An 18,267-nucleotide genomic window follows, 5' to 3' on the forward strand; every position below is an offset into this window, starting at 1 on the left:
TGAGCGTCGAGGTTCCCATGAGTAGCGCAGTTGCAAAGCAGGTCAGCCCCAAAACGCTGAGAAAAGTGATTGTCGCCGCGGCCATAGGCAACTTCGTCGAGTGGTTCGACTTTGCCGTCTATGGTTTTCTGGCCACCACCATCGCCCAACAGTTTTTCCCCAGCGGCAATGCCGGTGCAGCATTGCTCAAAACCTTTGCCGTGTTCGCCGTGGCCTTTGCGTTTCGTCCCTTGGGCGGGATCTTTTTTGGCATGCTGGGCGACAGGATCGGCCGCAAGCGAACCCTGGCGATGACCATTCTGCTGATGGCCGGCGCCACGACCTTGATCGGCATACTGCCCACGTATGCCGCGATTGGCGTGATGGCACCGATTCTTCTGAGCCTGATCCGTTGCGCCCAAGGGTTTTCCGCCGGAGGCGAATACGCAGGGGCCTGCGCCTACTTGATGGAACACGCGCCCAATGACAAGCGAGCCTGGTACGGCAGCTTCCTGCCGGTATCGACTTTTTCCGCCTTTGCGGCCGCGGCGGTCGTGGCCTACGCACTCGAAGCCTCCCTCTCGGCCGAAGCCATGGCCAGTTGGGGCTGGCGCCTGCCGTTCCTGATCGCGGCGCCACTGGGCCTGGTGGGGCTCTATCTGCGCAACAGACTGGATGAAACCCCGGCGTTCCAGGCAGTGACCCAGGAACACGCCGTCGCCCACTCGCCGCTCAAAGAAACCCTGCGCAACCATGGCGCGGCCATCTGCTGCCTGGGGGCTTTTGTGTCGCTGACGGCACTGTCGTTCTATATGTTCACCACCTACTTCGCCACCTACCTGCAAGTCGCTGGCGGCCTGAGCCGTGCCACAGCGCTGCTGGTGTCACTGATCGCCCTGATCTTTGCTGCCGCACTGTGCCCGCTGGCCGGGCTGTACTCGGATCGGGTGGGACGACGGGCCACGGTCATGACCGCGTGTGCACTATTGATCGTCGCCGTGTACCCCTCGTTTCTGATGGCCAGTTCCGGCGGATTCGCAGCCTCCATCGTCGGCGTCATGCTGCTTGCCTCGGGCGCGGTGCTGTGTGGCGTGGTGACAGCTGCCCTGCTCTCGGAAACCTTCCCGACCCGCACGCGCTATACCGCATCGGCCATCACCTACAACATGGCCTACACCATTTTTGGCGGAACAGCCCCGCTGGTGGCCACGTGGCTGATCACCACCACCGGCAGCAACCTGTCGCCGGCGTTCTATCTCATCGCGGTGGCGTTGCTGGCACTGGCCGGTGGCCTGGCGTTGCCAGAGACATCACGGATTTCCCTGAGCGCAGTGCCAACGCCAGAAAAAACCGCAGCCGGGGTCAGCGTAACCTGATGGACTGAGAACGCACGTCCAGAAGGTGTTGGCCGAGCTGTTCGGTCTGAAACCGGAGCGGGAACTGAGTGAAGCCGTGCATCCGCGCATCGGCCCGGCTGCACGCCTGATCATCGCCGGCATGTCATCGATATCAGTGGCGTGCGCCGAATTCGCCCGCACGCTGGGCTTCGAAGTCATTCTTTGCGACCCAAGGGAGAACGCCTTTGAGGGGGTCGAACTACCCGGCATAGAGGTCAAACCTGTGTTGCCGTCGATGTTCATCAGTGCCAGGGGATGTACGGAACGCCAAAACGAAAAAACCCGCCATAAGGCGGGTTTTTCGGATGTTTCAGAGACTTTCAAGCCTTCTCTGAAACTTTATCTGGCTCCACGACCTGGACTCGAACCAGGGACCCAATGATTAACAGTCATTTGCTCTACCAACTGAGCTATCGCGGAATGGCGTCTATCTTACTGATATCCAAAGAGAAGTCAACACCCTAATGACTTCTCTTCGGGATTATTCAGATCACCTGAACAATCGCATCGGTAACCACATCAATGTTGCGCTGATTCAATGAAGCCACGCAGATTCGGCCGGTATCCAATGCGTAAATGCCGAACTCGGTGCGCAGGCGCGCCACTTGTTCAACGGTCAGGCCCGAGTACGAGAACATGCCACGCTGACGTGCAACAAAGCTGAAATCCTGGGCCGGGGCTTTTTTCGCCAGCAGCTCAACCATCTGCAGGCGCATACCGCGAATGCGCAAGCGCATTTCAGCCAGCTCGGCTTCCCACATGGCACGCAATTCAGGGCTGTTGAGCACCGCAGCGACAATGCTTGCACCGTGAGTCGGCGGGTTGGAGTAGTTGGTGCGGATCACGCGCTTGACCTGGGACAGAACGCGGGCGCTCTCTTCCCTGGACTCGGTAATGATCGACAGTGCACCGACACGCTCGCCGTACAGCGAGAATGACTTGGAGAACGAGCTGGAAACAAAGAAGCTCAGGCCCGATTCGGCGAACAGGCGCACGGCGGCGGCGTCTTCATCAATGCCATCGCCAAAGCCCTGGTAGGCCATGTCGAGGAACGGGATCAGTTGTTTGTCCTTGACCACGTTCAGCACGTTCTGCCAATCAGCCGGAGTCAGGTCGACACCCGTCGGGTTGTGGCAGCAGGCGTGCAGCACAACGATCGAGCCAGCAGGCAAGGCGTTGAGGTCTTCGAGCATGCCGGCACGGTTTACGTCATGGCTGGCAGCGTCGTAGTAACGGTAGTTCTGCACCGGGAAACCGGCGGTTTCGAACAGTGCGCGGTGGTTTTCCCAGCTTGGATCGCTGATGGCAACAACAGCGTCAGGCTGCAGTTGCTTGAGGAAGTCCGCACCGATCTTCAGCGCGCCAGTACCGCCCACGGCCTGGGTGGTAATCACCCGGCCAGCGGCCAGCAGGGACGATTCGGCCCCGAACAGCAGTTTTTGAACAGCTTGGTCGTAGGCTGCAATGCCATCGATCGGCAGATAGCCGCGCGAAGCGTGTTGAGCAACCCGGATCGTTTCGGCTTCGACAACGGCACGCAAGAGTGGAATTCGTCCCTCCTCGTTGCAATAAACACCAACCCCCAGATTCACTTTGCTGGTACGAGTATCGGCGTTAAATGCTTCGTTGAGGCCCAGGATAGGATCGCGTGGTGCCATTTCGACAGCGGAGAACAGGCTCATTATTACGGCGGCTCTGAATGGAGTATGGAGGGGGTGACAACGCTCCAGCCGATTGCACTAGAGCGGTGCACAAACGGGGAGCAAGTATAAAGCCGTTAATGAATTGGGGCGACAGGCTATTCTCAGTTTTGAGCAACTATTTCAGTTTATTTACGGGCCACTGGTCTAATTGCAATCCTGGCCTGAATAACGTTGTCGACTCGCGCCTTGAAACACTCGGACATGACCTCCATATTTAGCCGTATCCTGTTTTTTCTGCAGCCAGCGCCGTATCCCGTCTTTCTCGCCTTTGAACGGCCCACGCCTTCAGACGCGAACCCAGAGGTCCGTTATGTCCGACTTTCAGCTTGTTACCCGCTTTAAACCCGCGGGTGATCAACCCGAAGCCATTCGCCAGATGATCGAAGGCATCGAAGCCGGACTGTCGCACCAGACCCTGCTCGGCGTAACGGGCTCGGGTAAAACATTCAGCATCGCCAATGTCATCGCCCACGTGAATCGCCCGACACTGGTCCTGGCGCCGAACAAAACCCTGGCCGCGCAGTTATACGGTGAGTTCAAGGCGTTCTTCCCGAACAATGCGGTGGAGTACTTCGTCTCGTACTACGACTACTATCAGCCCGAAGCCTATGTGCCCTCCTCCGACACCTTTATCGAGAAGGACGCCTCGATCAACGACCACATCGAGCAGATGCGCCTGTCCGCGACCAAGGCCCTGCTGGAGCGCAAGGACGCGATCATCGTCACCACGGTGTCCTGTATTTACGGCCTGGGCAGCCCGGAAACCTATTTGAAGATGGTGCTGCACGTCGATCGCGGCGACAGGCTTGACCAGCGCGAACTGCTGCGCCGCCTGGCCGACCTGCAATACACCCGCAACGATATGGATTTTGCCCGCGCCACGTTCCGCGTACGGGGCGACGTGATCGACATCTACCCGGCCGAATCGGATCTTGAAGCCATCCGCATCGAACTGTTCGACGATGAAGTCGAGAGCATCAGCGCCTTTGACCCGCTGACCGGCGAAGTCATACGCAAGATGCCGCGTTTCACCTTCTACCCTAAAAGCCACTACGTAACGCCACGTGAAACCCTGCTGGATGCGGTCGAAGGCATCAAGGAAGAGCTCAAGGAGCGTCTCGACTACCTGCGCACCCATGACAAGCTGGTCGAAGCCCAGCGCCTGGAGCAACGTACCCGCTTCGACCTGGAAATGATCATGGAGCTGGGTTACTGCAACGGCATCGAAAACTACTCGCGCTATCTGTCGGGCCGCGAATCCGGTGCGCCGCCACCGACCCTGTTCGATTACCTGCCGGCCGATGCGCTGCTGGTGATCGACGAGTCCCACGTCAGCGTGCCGCAAGTCGGTGCCATGTATAAAGGCGACCGGTCGCGCAAGGAAACCCTGGTGGAATACGGTTTCCGCTTGCCGTCGGCCTTGGACAACCGGCCGATGCGCTTTGATGAATGGGAACGCATCAGCCCGCAAACCATTTTTGTCTCGGCCACCCCCGGCAATTACGAAGCCGAGCATGCCGGCCGGATTGTTGAGCAAGTGGTGCGCCCGACCGGCCTGGTCGACCCGCAAATCGAAATTCGCCCGGCCCTGACTCAAGTGGACGATTTGCTGTCCGAGATATCCAAGCGGGTGGCACTGGAAGAGCGGGTGCTGGTCACCACGCTGACCAAACGCATGTCCGAAGACCTGACTGACTACCTGGCCGATCATGGCGTACGGGTACGCTACCTGCACTCCGACATTGATACCGTGGAGCGGGTCGAAATCATTCGCGACCTGCGCCTTGGGGTGTTTGACGTGCTGGTGGGCATCAACCTGCTGCGAGAAGGCCTGGACATGCCGGAAGTGTCGCTGGTGGCCATTCTTGACGCAGACAAAGAAGGCTTCCTGCGTTCCGAGCGTTCGTTGATCCAGACCATTGGCCGTGCGGCCCGTAATCTGAATGGCCGGGCCATTCTTTACGCCGACCGTATCACCGGTTCGATGGAGCGCGCCATTGGCGAAACCGAACGTCGCCGGGAAAAACAGATCGCCTTCAACCTGGCCAACGGCATCACCCCCAAAGGCGTGTTCAAGGACGTTGCCGACATCATGGAAGGTGCGGTGGTCCCGGGGTCACGCAGCAAGAAACGCAAAGGCATGGCCAAGGCGGCCGAAGAAAACGCCAAGTACGAAAACGAACTGCGGTCCCCCAGCGAAATCAGCAAGCGCATTCGCCAACTGGAAGAAAAAATGTACGCCCTCGCCCGCGACCTGGAGTTCGAGGCGGCGGCGCAGATGCGCGACGAAATCGGCAAACTCCGCGAGCGCCTGTTGCAGGTGTGACGTGCAGCGGTAGAGCGACGTAGCCTCGTTCCACTCGTCAACTGCTACACGCACTCTGTAATCCAGCTGCGAAGCATGCGTAGGGTGATGTCGCCACGGAATTGAGGACACCCTTGCGATCCCGCTCTTGAAGGGCCTTCGGCCCTTTTCGCAGCCTGCGGCAGCGGCTACAGGGCGTCGCATTAACGGCTAAGGGCAGCCCACTGCTGCGACAGCTTCGACTTCAAACAACATCCCATCCAGGGCCAGGCGCGGCACGGGGATCAGGGTGCAGGCCGGTTTGGCGGCCGCCCCCCAGAGCCGGTCTATTTCCGCGCCCAGAATCTGCAAGCGTTGCTGGCTATGATCGACAATCAGCACGGTCAGTTTGGCCACGTCCTTGAGCTGTGCATCGGCCGCGGCCAGGGCGATCTGCAGGTTGGCAAAAGCCTGGCGCACCTGTTCGGCAAAATCCGGCGACAGTTCGCTGTCGACGTTCTCTGCGCCCTGGCCCGCGGTGTACACAAGGCGAACATTGGGGGCCAATCGCGCGACGTGGGAGTAGCCATTGGCTGAAGGGTCGTACAGCCCGGGCGGGTTGAGCAATTGCACGGCGGGATGAAGGTTCTTGTCCATAAAAATCTCTCCGGTGGGCAGTGAAGGCACAAGCGCGCCATTCAACCATTCTCGCCATCCCCTGTGCCAGCGCCCTCGCGACGCAGTGCGCAAATATGTAAGGATGTTGCGCTGCGTCACAGACCCGATCGACAAGGATGACCATGACCGCCATCAACACCCACGCCCCTTTTGTACCGGGGCGTCTCGAGCAAATGTCGACCCGCATAGCTTTTTTTATTGCCGGGTTCGGTTTGGCTGCCTGGGCACCGCTGGTGCCGTATGCCAAGGCCCGTGCCGGGCTCGATGAGGCCACCCTGGGTCTGTTGCTGCTGTGTCTGGGGGCGGGGTCGATCCTGGCGATGCCCATCTCCGGCCTGTTGGCGACACGCTTTGGTTGCCGTCGTGTGCTGGTGGTCGGGACGATTCTGATTTGCCTGAGCCTGCCGCTGTTGGCGACGGCCAGCACGTTGCCGCTGTTGATCGCGACCCTGTTTATGTTTGGTGCGGGGCTCGGCGCGGTGGATTCAACGGTCAATCTGCAAGCCGTGATCGTCGAGCGCGCCAGCGGGCGTCACATGATGTCGGGCTTTCATGGCTTGTTCAGCGTCGGCGGGATTGCCGGAGCAGCCGGGGTCAGCGCCCTGCTCGCCCTGGGCCTGTCGCCGCTGTGGGCGATTGCAGCCGTGGTTGTGCTGATACTGGCCGCGCTGGCCAAAGCGGCACCGCATCTGTTGCCCTATGGCAGCGAAAGCAGCGGCCCGGCCTTTGCCGTGCCCCATGGGGTAGTGCTGTTTATCGGGGTGCTGTGCTTTATCGTGTTCCTCGCCGAAGGCGCCATGCTCGACTGGAGCGCTGTGTTCCTGACCACCGAAAAAAGCTTGGGTGAAGCCTATGCGGGCTTGGGCTATGCCGCATTCGCACTGACCATGACGGTCGGCCGATTGCTGGGCGATACCATCGTCAGGCGTCTGGGCGCGAGGCGGGTAATTGTTCTGGGAGGTTTGTTCGCCGCCTTTGGCATGGCGCTGGCCACCCTGGCCCCGAACTGGGAGCTTTCCCTGCTGGGCTATGCGCTGGTCGGCGTCGGTTGCTCAAATATTGTGCCGGTGCTGTATACCGCCGTTGGCAAGCAAACGGTGATGCCCGAAAGCATCGCCGTGCCGGCCATCACCACCCTGGGCTATGCGGGGATTCTGGCAGGCCCGGCGGCCATCGGTTTTATCGCCCATGCCAGCAGCCTGAGCCTGGCCTTTTTACTGATCACCGCCCTGCTGCTGGGCGTGGCCATCAGCGGGCGGAGGATTCAGGTCTAGCCGTTAAAAGCCGACACTGGCCTGGACAAAGAACGTCCGCGGCTCACCCAGGTAAATGCCTGAGTTGTTGTCGCTGGAGCGGGTGTAATACTCCTGGTTGAACAGGTTTTTGATCCCCGCACCCAGCTTGAGATTCGACGCTTGCGGGCCGAAGTCGTAGCCGACGCGGGTGCTCCAGGTGGCATAGCCCGGAATGTCACCGTATTGACCATCGGCCGTCGGATCGGTGATGTAGGTGCCACCGGTACCCGGCGCGTGTTGTTTGGACTGGGCAAACATGTCGAGGTTGTAGGTCCAGCGGTTAACCGCATAACGCGCCCCGAGGTTGAGCACCTGGCGCGAATACAACGGCAGGTCACGCCCTTTGAACCCGGAGATGTCACCCTCGGATGTCGCCTTGGTATAGGTGAACCCGGCATTCACCGACAAGCCGTCGAGCCGCGCGTCCAGCCCCGACATGTCGTAGTGCACCGAGGTTTCCACGCCCTGGTGCTTGGTGGCGCCCAGGTTGGTCCAGCCCACATCGTTGCTGATGTATTGCAACTCGTCGGCAAAGTCGATGTAGAACACCGTTACTTCACCGCCCCAGGTGCCATTGTCGTAACGGGTGCCGATTTCGTAAGTCTTGGCTTTCTCCGGCTTCAGGCCTGCCGCCGTCTGATCCCCCGTACCGCCCTGCCCCAGCTGGAAGTACTGCAGGCTGCCAAAGGAGGTTTCATAGTTGGCGAACAGCTTCCATGCATCCGAAAGGTGATACATCACGCTCAGGGCCGGCAGCGCTTCATTGCTGTCGATGCTGCGCTTCTTTTCCTCGACCGGAACCCCCTTGGCGTCGAGCACCGGACGGTCGTGCCAGTGGGTGCTGATACGTTCAAAACGAATGCCCGGGGTCACGGTCCAGTTGCCCACATCGATCTTGTCATCGATATAGATCGCGCTGGCTTCGGTACCGCCCGTGCGATCCTGGTACACATGCCCGTCCCCCTTTGGCCCGGACACAGGGGTGTTATCGACCAGTTCAAGCATGCTTGCCTGTTCATGCATCGCCTCTTTCAGATAGCGATAACCCACACCGACTTCTTGCGTCACCGGGCCCAGGGTGAAGACATGCGACACCCGCGGCTCGATGCCGAAGGTGTGGTAGTTACGCGGATAGGCCGTCACGGTTTGCAAATTGCGCGCGGCGATATTGCTGCCACGGAAGCTGTCGGTGTAATAGGTCAGGACTTCGAACTGGGTTTGATCATCAATTTGGCGCAGGTACTTGAAGGAGACGTCCTTGCGCCGCCCGCTGAAGTTGTCCCAGTCACGCACCGACTGGTACGGGTCCGCATCGAACTGCGCCTGGGTCAAACCGCCGGGCATGTCAGCGGTGGCGTCGTAGTAATGGAAGTTGAGGCTGAAATCATCCTGATCGGTCGGTGCCCAGTGCGTCTTGAGCAACACGTCATCAATGTCGTTGTCATTGTTGCGAGTGCGGTAACCGTCGCCCTTCACCCCGGAGTACAGCAAAGCGGCACCGATACCGTTATCGGCCGTGCCCCCCAAGAAGGCGGATTCCATGTGCTTCCAGCCGCCACCTTCGGAGGTTTGCAGCGTCGTACCGACTTCACCCTGGAAGGTTTCAGGGATGGCACGGGTCACGAAGTTGATCACGCCACCCACGTTTTGCGGCCCGTAGCGCACCGAGCCGGCACCTCGCACCACGTCGATGCTGTCGAGGTTGCCCGAGGAAATCGGCGCCATCGCCAATTGCGGCTGGCCGTAAGGTGCAAAGGCCGCCGGGACACCGTCGATCAGCACCGTGGAGCGTGGCGACAGGCGCGAGGTCAATCCGCGCACGCCCACGTTCAATGAAATATCACTGCCCCCCGTACCGTTGGGGGCCTGTACCTGCACGCCGGGAATACGCTTGAGCACATCGCTGACGTTCATCGCGCCTTGCTCGACCATCGCTTCGCGCCGTACCACGGTGCGTGCGCCAGGGTGATTCTGGACCACCGACTGATTGGCATCGCCCAGCCAGTCGCCCACGACTTTGACATCCACCGGCCCCAGCTCCAGCGGGCCCGCTGCGGCAGCGGTACCCGCCACCGGCGCAGCGCGCAGAGTGACAGCATCACCGTCCAGTTCGTAACTCAGGCCACTGCCCTGCAACAGTCGGCTCAAGGCTTGCTCGGGTGACAATTGACCTTCCACCGCCGGTGCCAGCTTGCCGGCCACCAGCTGCGGACTGAAAAACACCTGCAATGAGGTTTGCTGGGCCAGTTGGCTCAAGGCTGCACCCAGGGGCTGGGCCTGAATATGAATAGCACTCGACGCCGGCTCGATGGCAAACGCCCACGGTGTCGCGCTACTGACCGCCAGCGCCAGGGCCAGCGGCAACCAGCGCGTACGTGCAACGGAGACCGGGGTGCTCAAAGCAGTGGCGAGCGAAGAAGCCGCCTCAAAAGGATTGTTATTTTTCACGTCGAGTCTTGCCCTGTTGATCGCACCGAAGTACGACTGTTAATGCAAACCAGTTGCAGTTGTTCAAGAAGACGAAGAACTCGAAAAAAACCTGAATCGGTCAGGGCATTATTTTCTGGCGATGATTTCCTGGCTGCCATCGGCACGGGTCTGAATGGCGACCGGCAGGATCCGCGGCAACGCCTTGAGCAAGGCGTCGGTGTCATCGGTCTTGAACACGCTGGAAACACGCAACCGGGCCAATGCCGGGCTGCTTACGTGCAGAGGCTGCTCACGATAGCGCGACACTTCTGCGGCCACTTCGCCGAGGGTGGCGTCGTTGAACACCAACTGGCCCTTGCGCCAGGCCGTCAGCGCCTGTGTATCCACCGGCCGGGCCGCCGCCACCCGCCCCCGGGCATCGACCAGGGTTCCCAGGCCAGCAGTCAGGTTGACCGCCTCGGGCGCGCTGGCCCCCTGGACCCGAACATGCCCGGACTCTACGGCCACCTGCGCCTCGTCGCCGTCGCGACGCACATCAAAGCGGGTGCCGGTCACCGTCACCTGACCCGCACCGGCCTGCACCACGAACGGTCGATCGCGATCAACGGCGACACTGAACATCGCTTCGCCCTGTTCAAGGTCGACCTTGCGCTGCTGGTGTTCAAAGTGGACACGCACGCGGCTGCGCCCATTGAGTTCGATGGATGAGCCATCCGGCAGAGTGATTTCACGACGCTCGCCGAGCACCGTGCTGAATTCGCCCCGGTAACCCGCTGAGGACGGCGCCTGCATCCACAGGCCTGCGCCGGCGGCCACGGCCAGCACGCTCGCCGCCACTGCATAGCGCAGTAGCGAACGGTGCTTGACCGGCACCGCCGGCGACTCGCACAGCGCCTGCAAACGCGCCTTGGGCAACAGCTCGGTGGCCGACCACAGGTTGACCAGCCATTGGTATTCCGCCTCATGCGCCGCATGTTGCAAGCGCCAGGCGGCCAGTTCGGCCTGCTCCGCCGCACTCAGGGTCTGCGCCTGTTGCCGCGCGAACCAGCTCGCGGCAGCATCGCGAACGCTCGCGCTGTCACCTGTACAGTCACGCGTCTCCATCATGCAATCCTTAGCGGCACAGGCGCGCAAACCACGCCCTGCGCCTGCAATTGTAATTCGCGACCCGATGTCATTACGGCGCCTCCACGCGTTCACGCAGATGGCGCAGGGTGCGGATCATATACTTTTCCACCATGTTCCTGGACAGCCCCAGGCGGTCGGCGATCTCGGCCTGGGTCAGCCCTTCGATTTTTTGCCAGACGAACACCTTGCGGCAGTTGAGCGGGAGTTCCTGCAAGGCCCGCTCGACCGACTCGGCCAGCTGGAACGCGCGCATGTACTGCTCCGGGTCACCGGTTTCGGAAGAACAGGGGGCAACAGCGGCCAGTTCTTTGGCGTCGCGCAGCTCTTCACGGCGAAAACCGTCCACGGCGATATTGCGTGCAGTCTGGTGCAAATACGCACGAGGCTGTACGACAGCATCCGAATCGGATTCGAGCACGCGGACAAAGGTGTCATGGGCCAGGTCCTGCGCCTGCTGACGATTGCGCAGGCGACGGGTCCAGGTACCGATCAACTCTTCGTAATGTTCAAAAAAGCCCGTTTTGCGGGGCACTTTATGAGTCATCGCAATGGGCTATGAAGGCGGGGCGCGAATAGTAATGCTTCCTATTAATGCCCGCAATCACCGCCCTGACAAAGAGCTCGTTCTAACGCTCGGCCTCGGCCAGCAAACGCCGCTCCACTTGATGCCCCCGGGCGAAGCCAAACCTGCGAGCGGTCAACAGCCCCACCAGCCCCATCATCGCGCAGAACGCCACGCACACCCACGGACTCCATGGCATCAGCGCGATCAACAGCAGCGGCGTGGTACTGGCCCACAACGCATACGCAATGTTGTAGGTGAACGAAATCCCCGAGACGCGGATCGGGGCCGGAAACAGGCCCACCATCACCGACGGCACCACACCGACAATCCCGCAGGTCAAGCCGGCAAACGCGTAGGCCAGACCCGGCAGCCCCCATTGCCCCACCAGGCTGGCGTAGAGCAAGCCGATGCCCAGGGGCAGTAACAGGCTGTAGAGCACGATGCTGCGCCAGACGCCAATACGGTCAACGATCAACCCGGCCAGGACACAACCGAGATTCAAAAATACGATCCCCAGGCTGCTCAAAGCGAAGGTATGACTGGCGCTCATGTCAAAGTGCTGCTGCATCACCGTCGGCGTGATCACCACAAACACCACCACGGCGCTGGTCAGCACACATGTCAGCAAGGCCGCCGGCAACAAGGAACCGCGGTGATCGCGCAGCACCGTACGCAACGGGAACGGCGCCATGCCGTCCTTGTGCTCGCGCAAGGCCAGAAATACTGGTGTCTCATTCAGCCAGCGGCGCAGCCAGACGCCAATCACTCCAAATACACCGCCCAGCAAAAACGGATAGCGCCAGGCGTAATCCAGGATTTCTTCGGGGGTGAACAGTTGGGCGAGCAAGGTCGCGGTCAAGGCGCCGATCAAATAACCAAAGGTCAGCCCGGCCTGTAAAAACCCAAGCGCATAACCTCGACGGCCGGCCGGTGCATGCTCGGCAACAAATACCCAGGCGCTCGGCACTTCGCCGCCCACCGCAGCCCCTTGAAGAATGCGCAGGGCCAACAGGATCAGCGGCGCGAAATAGCCGATGTCGGCATACGTCGGCATGATCCCGATCAGCAGGCAAGGCAGCGCCATCATCAGGATGCTCAGGCTGAACACCCGTTTGCGGCCCAGATGATCGGCAAAGTGCGCCATCAGGATCCCGCCCAGCGGACGCGCCAGATACCCGGTCACAAAGATCCCGAAACTTTGCAGCAACCGCAGCCATTCCGGCATGTCCGGCGGAAAAAACAGCTGGCTCAGGGTCAGGGCAAAGAATACGAAGATGATGAAATCATAGATTTCAAGCGCCCCGCCCAATGCCGCCAAACCCAGGGTTCGGTAGTCAGCGCGCGAAAAACGCACGGTATTGGCTTGAGTATCGACAGACATAAATAGGCTCAATGCGATCAAGGGCGCGAGCATAACAAATCCGGATGTTTCACGACGGCTACAGAGGCACGGCGGCCTCGGACCAGGCTTCCCAGCCCCCACCCAATGCGCCGTACAAGTCCACCAGCGACAACGACACGTTGGCGGTGCTCTCCACCAGCGCCGCTTCGTTGGCCAGCAGCGCATTTTGCACGGTGAGCACGTTGAGAAAGTCCACCGTGCCCTGCGCATACTGCTGCTGAGCACTGCCCAAGGCGCGCTGGCTGTGCTCCACGGCCTGCTGCAGGCTGTCCCGACGGCGCTGACCTGCCTGGTACGCCACCAGGGCGTCATCCACTTCGTGCCAGGCGCGCAATACGGTTTTCTGGTAGGTGATGCCCGCCTCTTGCTGACGACCTTCCTGCAACTGCAACGCGCCCTGCAAGCGCCCGCCCTCGAACAGCGGCACACTGAGCCCGGGGCCAAAAGCAAAGTTGCGCGAGCCCCAACTGCCCAGATCAGACAACTGCATGGCCTGGAACCCGAAGTTGCCGGACAGCGTAATACGCGGGTAAAAATCCGCCCGGGCCACACCGATCGAAGCCGTGGCCGCATGCAGCCGGGCCTCGGCCCGGCGAATATCAGGACGACGTTGCGCCAACTCGCTGGGCAGGCCGACCGGCACATCCGCGCCGAAGGCAGGCACCGCAGCCGCGGCCTGCAACTGTTGCTGCAAGGCACGCGGTTCCCGGGCCAGCAGTAGACTCAAGGCATTGATCAGTTGCGCGCTTTGCTGCTGCAGCGGTGCCATGCGCGCTTCGATTTCGGACACTTGGGCTGCGGCTTCCGAGACTTCAAGGTCAGTGGCCACGCCTTCTTTGACCTGCAATTGCGTCAGCTCCAGGCTGCGCCGGGCAATCTGCAGGTTCTGTTGCACCACCCGCAACGCCTGCTGAGTACCCCGCAGCCGAATGTAATGTTGCGCCGTCTGCACGATCACCAGCAATTGCACGCCGTGACGGTCTTCTTCGGCCATCCGCACCGAGGCATCGGCGGCTTCGACCGAACGTTTGACCCGGCCCCAAAGGTCAGCTTCCCAACTGATCCCCAGGCCACCATTCCACAGGCTGAACGCCTGCTTGCCGCTGCGTCCCGAAGGGTCATTCAAGCCGCGCTGAGTATTCCGGCTACGGCTGTAGTCTGCCGAAGCATCCACGGCAGGCAGCGTATCTGCGGCAATCTGGCGCCGGAGCGCCTGGCTCTGCTCCAGCCGGCTGGCGGCCAGTTGCACATCAAAGTTGCGCGCCTGTGCCTCACGCACCAAGGCCGACAATTGCTGATCGCCAAAACTGTCCCACCAACGCGGGTCAACCCTCGACTCCACGCCTTGGCTGTGGCCCTCGGCACTGGCAGTGGGCGCCCAGTGTTCCGCCAGTGGCGTAGCCGGGGTCTGAAAGTCCGGGCCCAGGACACAACCGCTCAGGTTCAACGCGCTGTAACAGGCCACAGCGCAGGCCAGGAGAGTGCGTTTCATCGAGCGCTGACCTGTTCGTCGTGGAGCGAAGCGGTGTCAATCGAGGCATTAACCGACATCCCGACCCGCAGGTTCCGGGCCTGCTCCTGCCCAGGATCGAGCACGATCTTCACCGGAATCCGCTGCACCACTTTGGTGAAGTTGCCCGTGGCGTTATCCGGTGCTATTGCCGAGAACGTGACGCCGGTGGCCGGCGCAATACTGTCGATGCTGCCCTCCAGCGTTTCGCCGGGGAAGCTGTCGACCTTGATCGTGACCCGTTGCCCCGCACGCATGTGCGTCAGTTGGTGTTCCAGAAAGTTGGCCACCACATAAGCTTCTGCCAGCGGCACGACCGCCAGCACACTGTCGCCCGGCTTGACGTAGGCACCGAGACGCACGCTGCGCCGCCCGATCACACCGTCAAAAGGCGCCACCAGTTGTGTGTACGACAACTCCAGTTCGGCCCGCGCCTGCAGGGCCTGGGCATGTTGTACCGAGGCCTCGGCGGCAGTGCTTTGCGCTGCCAGTACTTGGGTCTGCTGACGAGCCGCTTCCAGCGCAGCCTTGTGCTGCGCCAAATGCGCACGGGCAGTTTGCGAACGGTTTTTCGCTTGCTGCAAATTCTGCAGCGTACCCGCCCCTTGCCCGGCCAGGTGCCGATAACGCTGCAACTCATGCTCGGCAAACTCAACCTGCGCCAGGTCGGCATCGACGGTGGCCTTGGCCTGCTCGATCAGCGAGCGTTGGCGCTCCAGCATCGCCACGGCATTGGTCAATTGCGCCTGCGCCGTGGCCACGCTGGCCTGTGCGGCCCGCACTTCGGTCTGATAATCCTGCGGATCGATCCGGGCCAATAGCTGGCCGGCCTTGACGTACTGGTTGTCTTGCACCAATACATCATCGATAAAACCGGCGACTTTAGGGGCGACCAGGGTGTAGTCAGCACTGACAAACGCATCATTGGTGCTCTGCACCGTGCCCGTGGCAAATACCAGTCGCCACAGACCGTAAAGCACCACCATCGCCACCAGGCCTGCAGCCGCCATTAACCAAGGCTTGCGCCCGTGTGTCGTACTCATTCTATGCTCCAGCAGATGTTCAGCTTGCAGCCCGCGGCGGGTAGATCCGCGTCGGGCCGAAGGGGATTAATACAATCAATAAAAGTGCGAGGCCTGCCATGTACAGGTAGAGGTCTGAAGACGTCAGCACCACCGCCTGTTGATGGATCCGGTGCGCCAGGTCAGCGCCCTCACTGACCAGCGGCGAATTGCCCAGGCGATCAACCAGCATCGTTGAATGGAAGTGCTCGCGATTCAGCGTCAGCACTTGTAATACGCACCCCGCCGCCATCGCCGAAAAACCTTTGACGGTGTTGAACCAGGCCGATGCAAAGGGGCCATCGGCCGGATTCAGCCCGCCCGTGGCCAGCATCAGCAGCGGGATGACCGCCATGGGCTGGGCAATGATCTGAATCGCCTGCAGCCCGTAAAAGTTCTCGCGGCTCCACAACGATGTCACCTGAGAGCCAATGCCACAGGCCAGGGCCAGCAGCCCAAGGCCGATGGCCAATACCCAACGGCAATCAACCCGGCGCAGGTTGCACAGCGCAACCACCAAGGGCAGCGCGATCAATTGCGGCAGCGCCACGACCAGCATGACCGGAGCGGTCTCCAGGGGACGATAGCCCTGTACCTGCGCCAGGTAACTGGACGGAATCTTGATCACTGCCAGCAACACGAACAGCACGCCGCCCAAAGTCAGCAAGGCGTGTGCAAGGTTGCGGATTTTCAGCAATTGCAATTTGAAGAACGGCAGCGGATGCGACCACTCATTAATAAAGAACAGCACCAGCAGGGACACCCCGCCGACGATGAAAATCCGAATCATCCCCGACTCGAACCAGTTCAGCCGCTGACCCAGCTCCAGCCCCAGCACCAGCATGATCAGACCCGGCAGGCCGAGCAGCAGACCGCGCCAGTCAAATTGCTTGAAACGTTCCAGGCGCAAAGGATCCAGGGGCAAGCCCCAGGCGACACAGAGCATGGCCAGCAGCCCCAAAGGAATCACTTGCCAGAACGCCCATTGCCACCCCGCGTACTCCACCCACCAGGCTGACAGCGGCGTACCAAAACTAGGACCGAAGGTGGCCGTCAGTGCGTAACCGCCCAACCCGTAGAGACGAATCCCGGGGGGTAAAAAGCGCAACGCTACCGACATCAGCATGGGCGGTAATGCGCCTCCCGCGAAGCCTTGCAAGGTTCGCAGCAACATCAGCACATTGACGTTAGGCGCAAACGGACACAGCGCCCCCAGCAGTAAAAAAGCCCCCATTGCGCACAGGGTGAAACGACGCAAGGAAAAGGTCGCCCCGCACCAGGGCGCAAATGCCATGGCGCTGATGGAAGTGGCTGAATACACCGCCAGCAGCCAGGTGCTGTCGTCGTAGCCAATGCCCATGGCCCCGCGAATATCCGGCATGGCAACCTTGGTCACGTTCTCGTTGAACCCCGAGACCAGCACCGCCAGCAATACCCCCACCAGACCGGTAAAAATCCGCAGGCCAAATGCCGTGCTGGCCGTTGTCGGGGCGGGCGCAGGCGTGAGAATACCCGGCGAGCCTGCCGTCAATGACGTCACACCCAGCCCCCCGACGCCCATTTACCTGCACTGCTAAAACCCCAAGACATGCCTCACTCCGTCATTCAATCGATGACAGAAAGTTTAAACAGTCTGAATTGCTATAAAAATTGATAAATAGCTAACTGTGGATTGCACGAAACGCAATCCACAGCAGGATTCAGGACACTGCGTTATCGCAGAAGGTTTTGAGGGTGCGCCGCAGCCAGCGGTGGGCATGATCGTTATCCAGGCGCGGGTGCCAGGCCTGGGAGATTTCGACCGGTTGCAAGGCAATCGGCAATTCAAATGCCCGTAACTTCAACCCCAGGGGTTCAAGGGTTTTGAGCAAAATCTGCGGCATCAGCGGCAAAATCAGATTGGCGCCTGCCAGGGCAAAGATCGCCGAGTAAAACGTTGGCGTAGTGAATGACACGTGCCGTACAAGCCCCTGCTCCGCCAGCACGGTATCGATCGGCCCACGGGCACGGCCGCGGCGCGACACGCTGATATGGTCGTACTCGACAAAATGTTGCGCGGTGATGGCCCGGTCGAAAATCGGATGGCCTTCGCGCGCCAACCCCACAAAGGGGCAGGTAAACAGTTTTTGTACCTTGATATCGGCACCGAATGTATTCGTGGCACAGATCGCCAGGTCTATGCGCCCTTCGCTCAGCGCCTCGTCATCGGTAAAACCTTCCGGCACTACCCGCAGCGCAGCCTTGGGCATTTCCTGAGCCATTTTCTCGCGCAAGGCACCGCCATAAACGCCAAAGAACACATCGTTGGCGCGAATGCTGAACGTGCGCTCCAACTGGCGCAGGTCACTGTCCTGACTTTGGGTGAACACCCCGTGCGCCAACTCAACGACGCCCCGGACCTGCTCACGCAACTCCAGCGCCCTGGGTGTCGGCACCAGCCCCCGGCCCGAACGTACCAGGATCGGGTCATTCAGGGCTTCACGAATTCGGGTCAAGGTACGGCTCATGGCCGGAGCGCTCAGGTTCATGCGCCTGGCAGCGCCCACCACCGAGCCCTCTTCGAGCAAGACATTCAAGGCAATCAGCAGATTCAAGTCAGGTATTTGCATGGGCGAAAGGTTAACGGGTAACGGATGGCGTGCCTAGCCGACTTGGCCTGCACCATTATTGCGCAACAGGTAAAACAGTTTCGCGCACTCTTAGCTAGCTAACTAAGTTTGCCGTTGATACATTGCCGCCCGTCAGGTTGATGCCTGACGCTCTCTTTGGTTGAGAATTTTGGCCATTACCGGATCCCCATGATGGTAATGGCCTTTTTTATGCCTGCGGCTTCTG

13 protein-coding genes and 1 tRNA gene are annotated in these 18,267 nt (G+C 60.6%); 3 read left to right on the forward strand and 11 right to left on the reverse strand.

What is annotated here, in order from left to right; translation table 11 throughout:
• Positions 1-17: 17 nt before the first annotated feature.
• Positions 18-1,355, forward strand: coding sequence for an MFS transporter (locus DQN55_RS13070; RefSeq protein WP_048382072.1), 1,338 nt, complete (start codon positions 18-20; stop codon positions 1,353-1,355).
• A gap of 365 nt (positions 1,356-1,720) precedes the next feature.
• On the opposite strand, the gene DQN55_RS13075 is transcribed toward DQN55_RS13070, so the two are convergent.
• Together DQN55_RS13075 and DQN55_RS13080 are read right to left on the reverse strand one after the other, a co-directional pair.
• Positions 1,721-1,796: transfer RNA gene (locus DQN55_RS13075), tRNA-Asn, on the reverse strand.
• A 65-nt stretch (positions 1,797-1,861) separates the two neighbouring features.
• Positions 1,862-3,058, reverse strand: coding sequence for an amino acid aminotransferase (locus tag DQN55_RS13080; RefSeq protein ID WP_048382071.1), 1,197 nt, complete (start codon positions 3,056-3,058; stop codon positions 1,862-1,864).
• Positions 3,059-3,389: 331 nt separating this feature from the next.
• Between DQN55_RS13080 and uvrB the strand changes: the two genes are divergently transcribed.
• The gene (gene uvrB / locus DQN55_RS13085) at positions 3,390-5,405 is read left to right on the forward strand and encodes an excinuclease ABC subunit UvrB (RefSeq protein WP_048382070.1); all 2,016 of its coding nucleotides are present in this window, start codon (positions 3,390-3,392) and stop codon (positions 5,403-5,405) included.
• 189 nt (positions 5,406-5,594) lie between these two features.
• On the opposite strand, the gene DQN55_RS13090 is transcribed toward uvrB, so the two are convergent.
• Positions 5,595-6,020, reverse strand: coding sequence for a RidA family protein (locus tag DQN55_RS13090; protein ID WP_048382069.1), 426 nt, complete (start codon positions 6,018-6,020; stop codon positions 5,595-5,597).
• A 143-nt stretch (positions 6,021-6,163) separates the two neighbouring features.
• On the opposite strand from DQN55_RS13090, the gene DQN55_RS13095 reads away from it, so the two are divergent.
• Positions 6,164-7,315, forward strand: a complete 1,152-nt coding sequence (locus tag DQN55_RS13095) for an MFS transporter (RefSeq protein ID WP_048382243.1) — start codon at positions 6,164-6,166, stop codon at positions 7,313-7,315.
• A gap of 3 nt (positions 7,316-7,318) precedes the next feature.
• Here DQN55_RS13095 and DQN55_RS13100 read toward each other — a convergent pair whose 3' ends face one another.
• The 8 genes from DQN55_RS13100 to DQN55_RS13135 all read right to left on the reverse strand — a co-directional run bounded on the left by DQN55_RS13100 (position 7,319) and on the right by DQN55_RS13135 (position 18,041).
• Complete coding sequence (locus tag DQN55_RS13100; protein ID WP_048382242.1) at positions 7,319-9,736, reverse strand: TonB-dependent siderophore receptor; 2,418 nt, start codon at positions 9,734-9,736, stop codon at positions 7,319-7,321.
• Between the two features lie 156 nt (positions 9,737-9,892).
• Positions 9,893-10,870 carry a FecR family protein gene (locus DQN55_RS13105; RefSeq protein ID WP_048382068.1) on the reverse strand — a complete coding sequence of 326 codons (978 nt, stop codon included), beginning with the start codon at positions 10,868-10,870 and terminating at the stop codon, positions 9,893-9,895.
• 73 nt (positions 10,871-10,943) lie between these two features.
• The gene (locus DQN55_RS13110) at positions 10,944-11,438 is read right to left on the reverse strand and encodes a sigma-70 family RNA polymerase sigma factor (RefSeq protein WP_048382067.1); all 495 of its coding nucleotides are present in this window, start codon (positions 11,436-11,438) and stop codon (positions 10,944-10,946) included.
• Positions 11,439-11,520: 82 nt separating this feature from the next.
• Positions 11,521-12,840 carry an MFS transporter gene (locus DQN55_RS13115; RefSeq protein ID WP_048382066.1) on the reverse strand — a complete coding sequence of 440 codons (1,320 nt, stop codon included), beginning with the start codon at positions 12,838-12,840 and terminating at the stop codon, positions 11,521-11,523.
• 58 nt (positions 12,841-12,898) lie between these two features.
• Positions 12,899-14,353, reverse strand: coding sequence for an efflux transporter outer membrane subunit (locus DQN55_RS13120; RefSeq protein WP_048382065.1), 1,455 nt, complete (start codon positions 14,351-14,353; stop codon positions 12,899-12,901).
• A complete protein-coding gene (locus tag DQN55_RS13125) occupies positions 14,350-15,357 on the reverse strand; it encodes an HlyD family secretion protein (protein ID WP_048382241.1) in 1,008 nt (335 codons plus the stop codon). The genes DQN55_RS13120 and DQN55_RS13125 overlap by 4 nt, the downstream gene beginning before the upstream one ends.
• Before the next feature lie 76 nt (positions 15,358-15,433).
• Positions 15,434-16,972, reverse strand: a complete 1,539-nt coding sequence (locus DQN55_RS13130; RefSeq protein WP_048382240.1) for an MFS transporter — start codon at positions 16,970-16,972, stop codon at positions 15,434-15,436.
• A 160-nt stretch (positions 16,973-17,132) separates the two neighbouring features.
• Complete coding sequence (locus DQN55_RS13135; RefSeq protein ID WP_048382064.1) at positions 17,133-18,041, reverse strand: LysR family transcriptional regulator; 909 nt, start codon at positions 18,039-18,041, stop codon at positions 17,133-17,135.
• Positions 18,042-18,267: the final 226 nt, after the last annotated feature.

Origin of the sequence: Pseudomonas taetrolens (assembly GCF_900475285.1) — a bacterium.
Taxonomy (GTDB): domain Bacteria; phylum Pseudomonadota; class Gammaproteobacteria; order Pseudomonadales; family Pseudomonadaceae; genus Aquipseudomonas; species Aquipseudomonas taetrolens.

What these genes read in the sequence shown, in the direction of transcription:
- DQN55_RS13070 (WP_048382072.1), top strand. Translation starts at nt 18, where the DNA reads ATGAGTAGCGCAGTTGCAAAGCAGGTCAGCCCCAAAACGCTGAGAAAA.
- DQN55_RS13080 (WP_048382071.1), bottom strand. Translation starts at nt 3,058, where the DNA reads ATGAGCCTGTTCTCCGCTGTCGAAATGGCACCACGCGATCCTATCCTG.
- uvrB (WP_048382070.1), top strand. Translation starts at nt 3,390, where the DNA reads ATGTCCGACTTTCAGCTTGTTACCCGCTTTAAACCCGCGGGTGATCAA.
- DQN55_RS13090 (WP_048382069.1), bottom strand. Translation starts at nt 6,020, where the DNA reads ATGGACAAGAACCTTCATCCCGCCGTGCAATTGCTCAACCCGCCCGGG.
- DQN55_RS13095 (WP_048382243.1), top strand. Translation starts at nt 6,164, where the DNA reads ATGACCGCCATCAACACCCACGCCCCTTTTGTACCGGGGCGTCTCGAG.
- DQN55_RS13105 (WP_048382068.1), bottom strand. Translation starts at nt 10,870, where the DNA reads ATGGAGACGCGTGACTGTACAGGTGACAGCGCGAGCGTTCGCGATGCT.
- DQN55_RS13110 (WP_048382067.1), bottom strand. Translation starts at nt 11,438, where the DNA reads ATGACTCATAAAGTGCCCCGCAAAACGGGCTTTTTTGAACATTACGAA.
- DQN55_RS13115 (WP_048382066.1), bottom strand. Translation starts at nt 12,840, where the DNA reads ATGTCTGTCGATACTCAAGCCAATACCGTGCGTTTTTCGCGCGCTGAC.
- DQN55_RS13120 (WP_048382065.1), bottom strand. Translation starts at nt 14,353, where the DNA reads ATGAAACGCACTCTCCTGGCCTGCGCTGTGGCCTGTTACAGCGCGTTG.
- DQN55_RS13125 (WP_048382241.1), bottom strand. Translation starts at nt 15,357, where the DNA reads ATGGTGGTGCTTTACGGTCTGTGGCGACTGGTATTTGCCACGGGCACG.
- DQN55_RS13135 (WP_048382064.1), bottom strand. Translation starts at nt 18,041, where the DNA reads ATGCAAATACCTGACTTGAATCTGCTGATTGCCTTGAATGTCTTGCTC.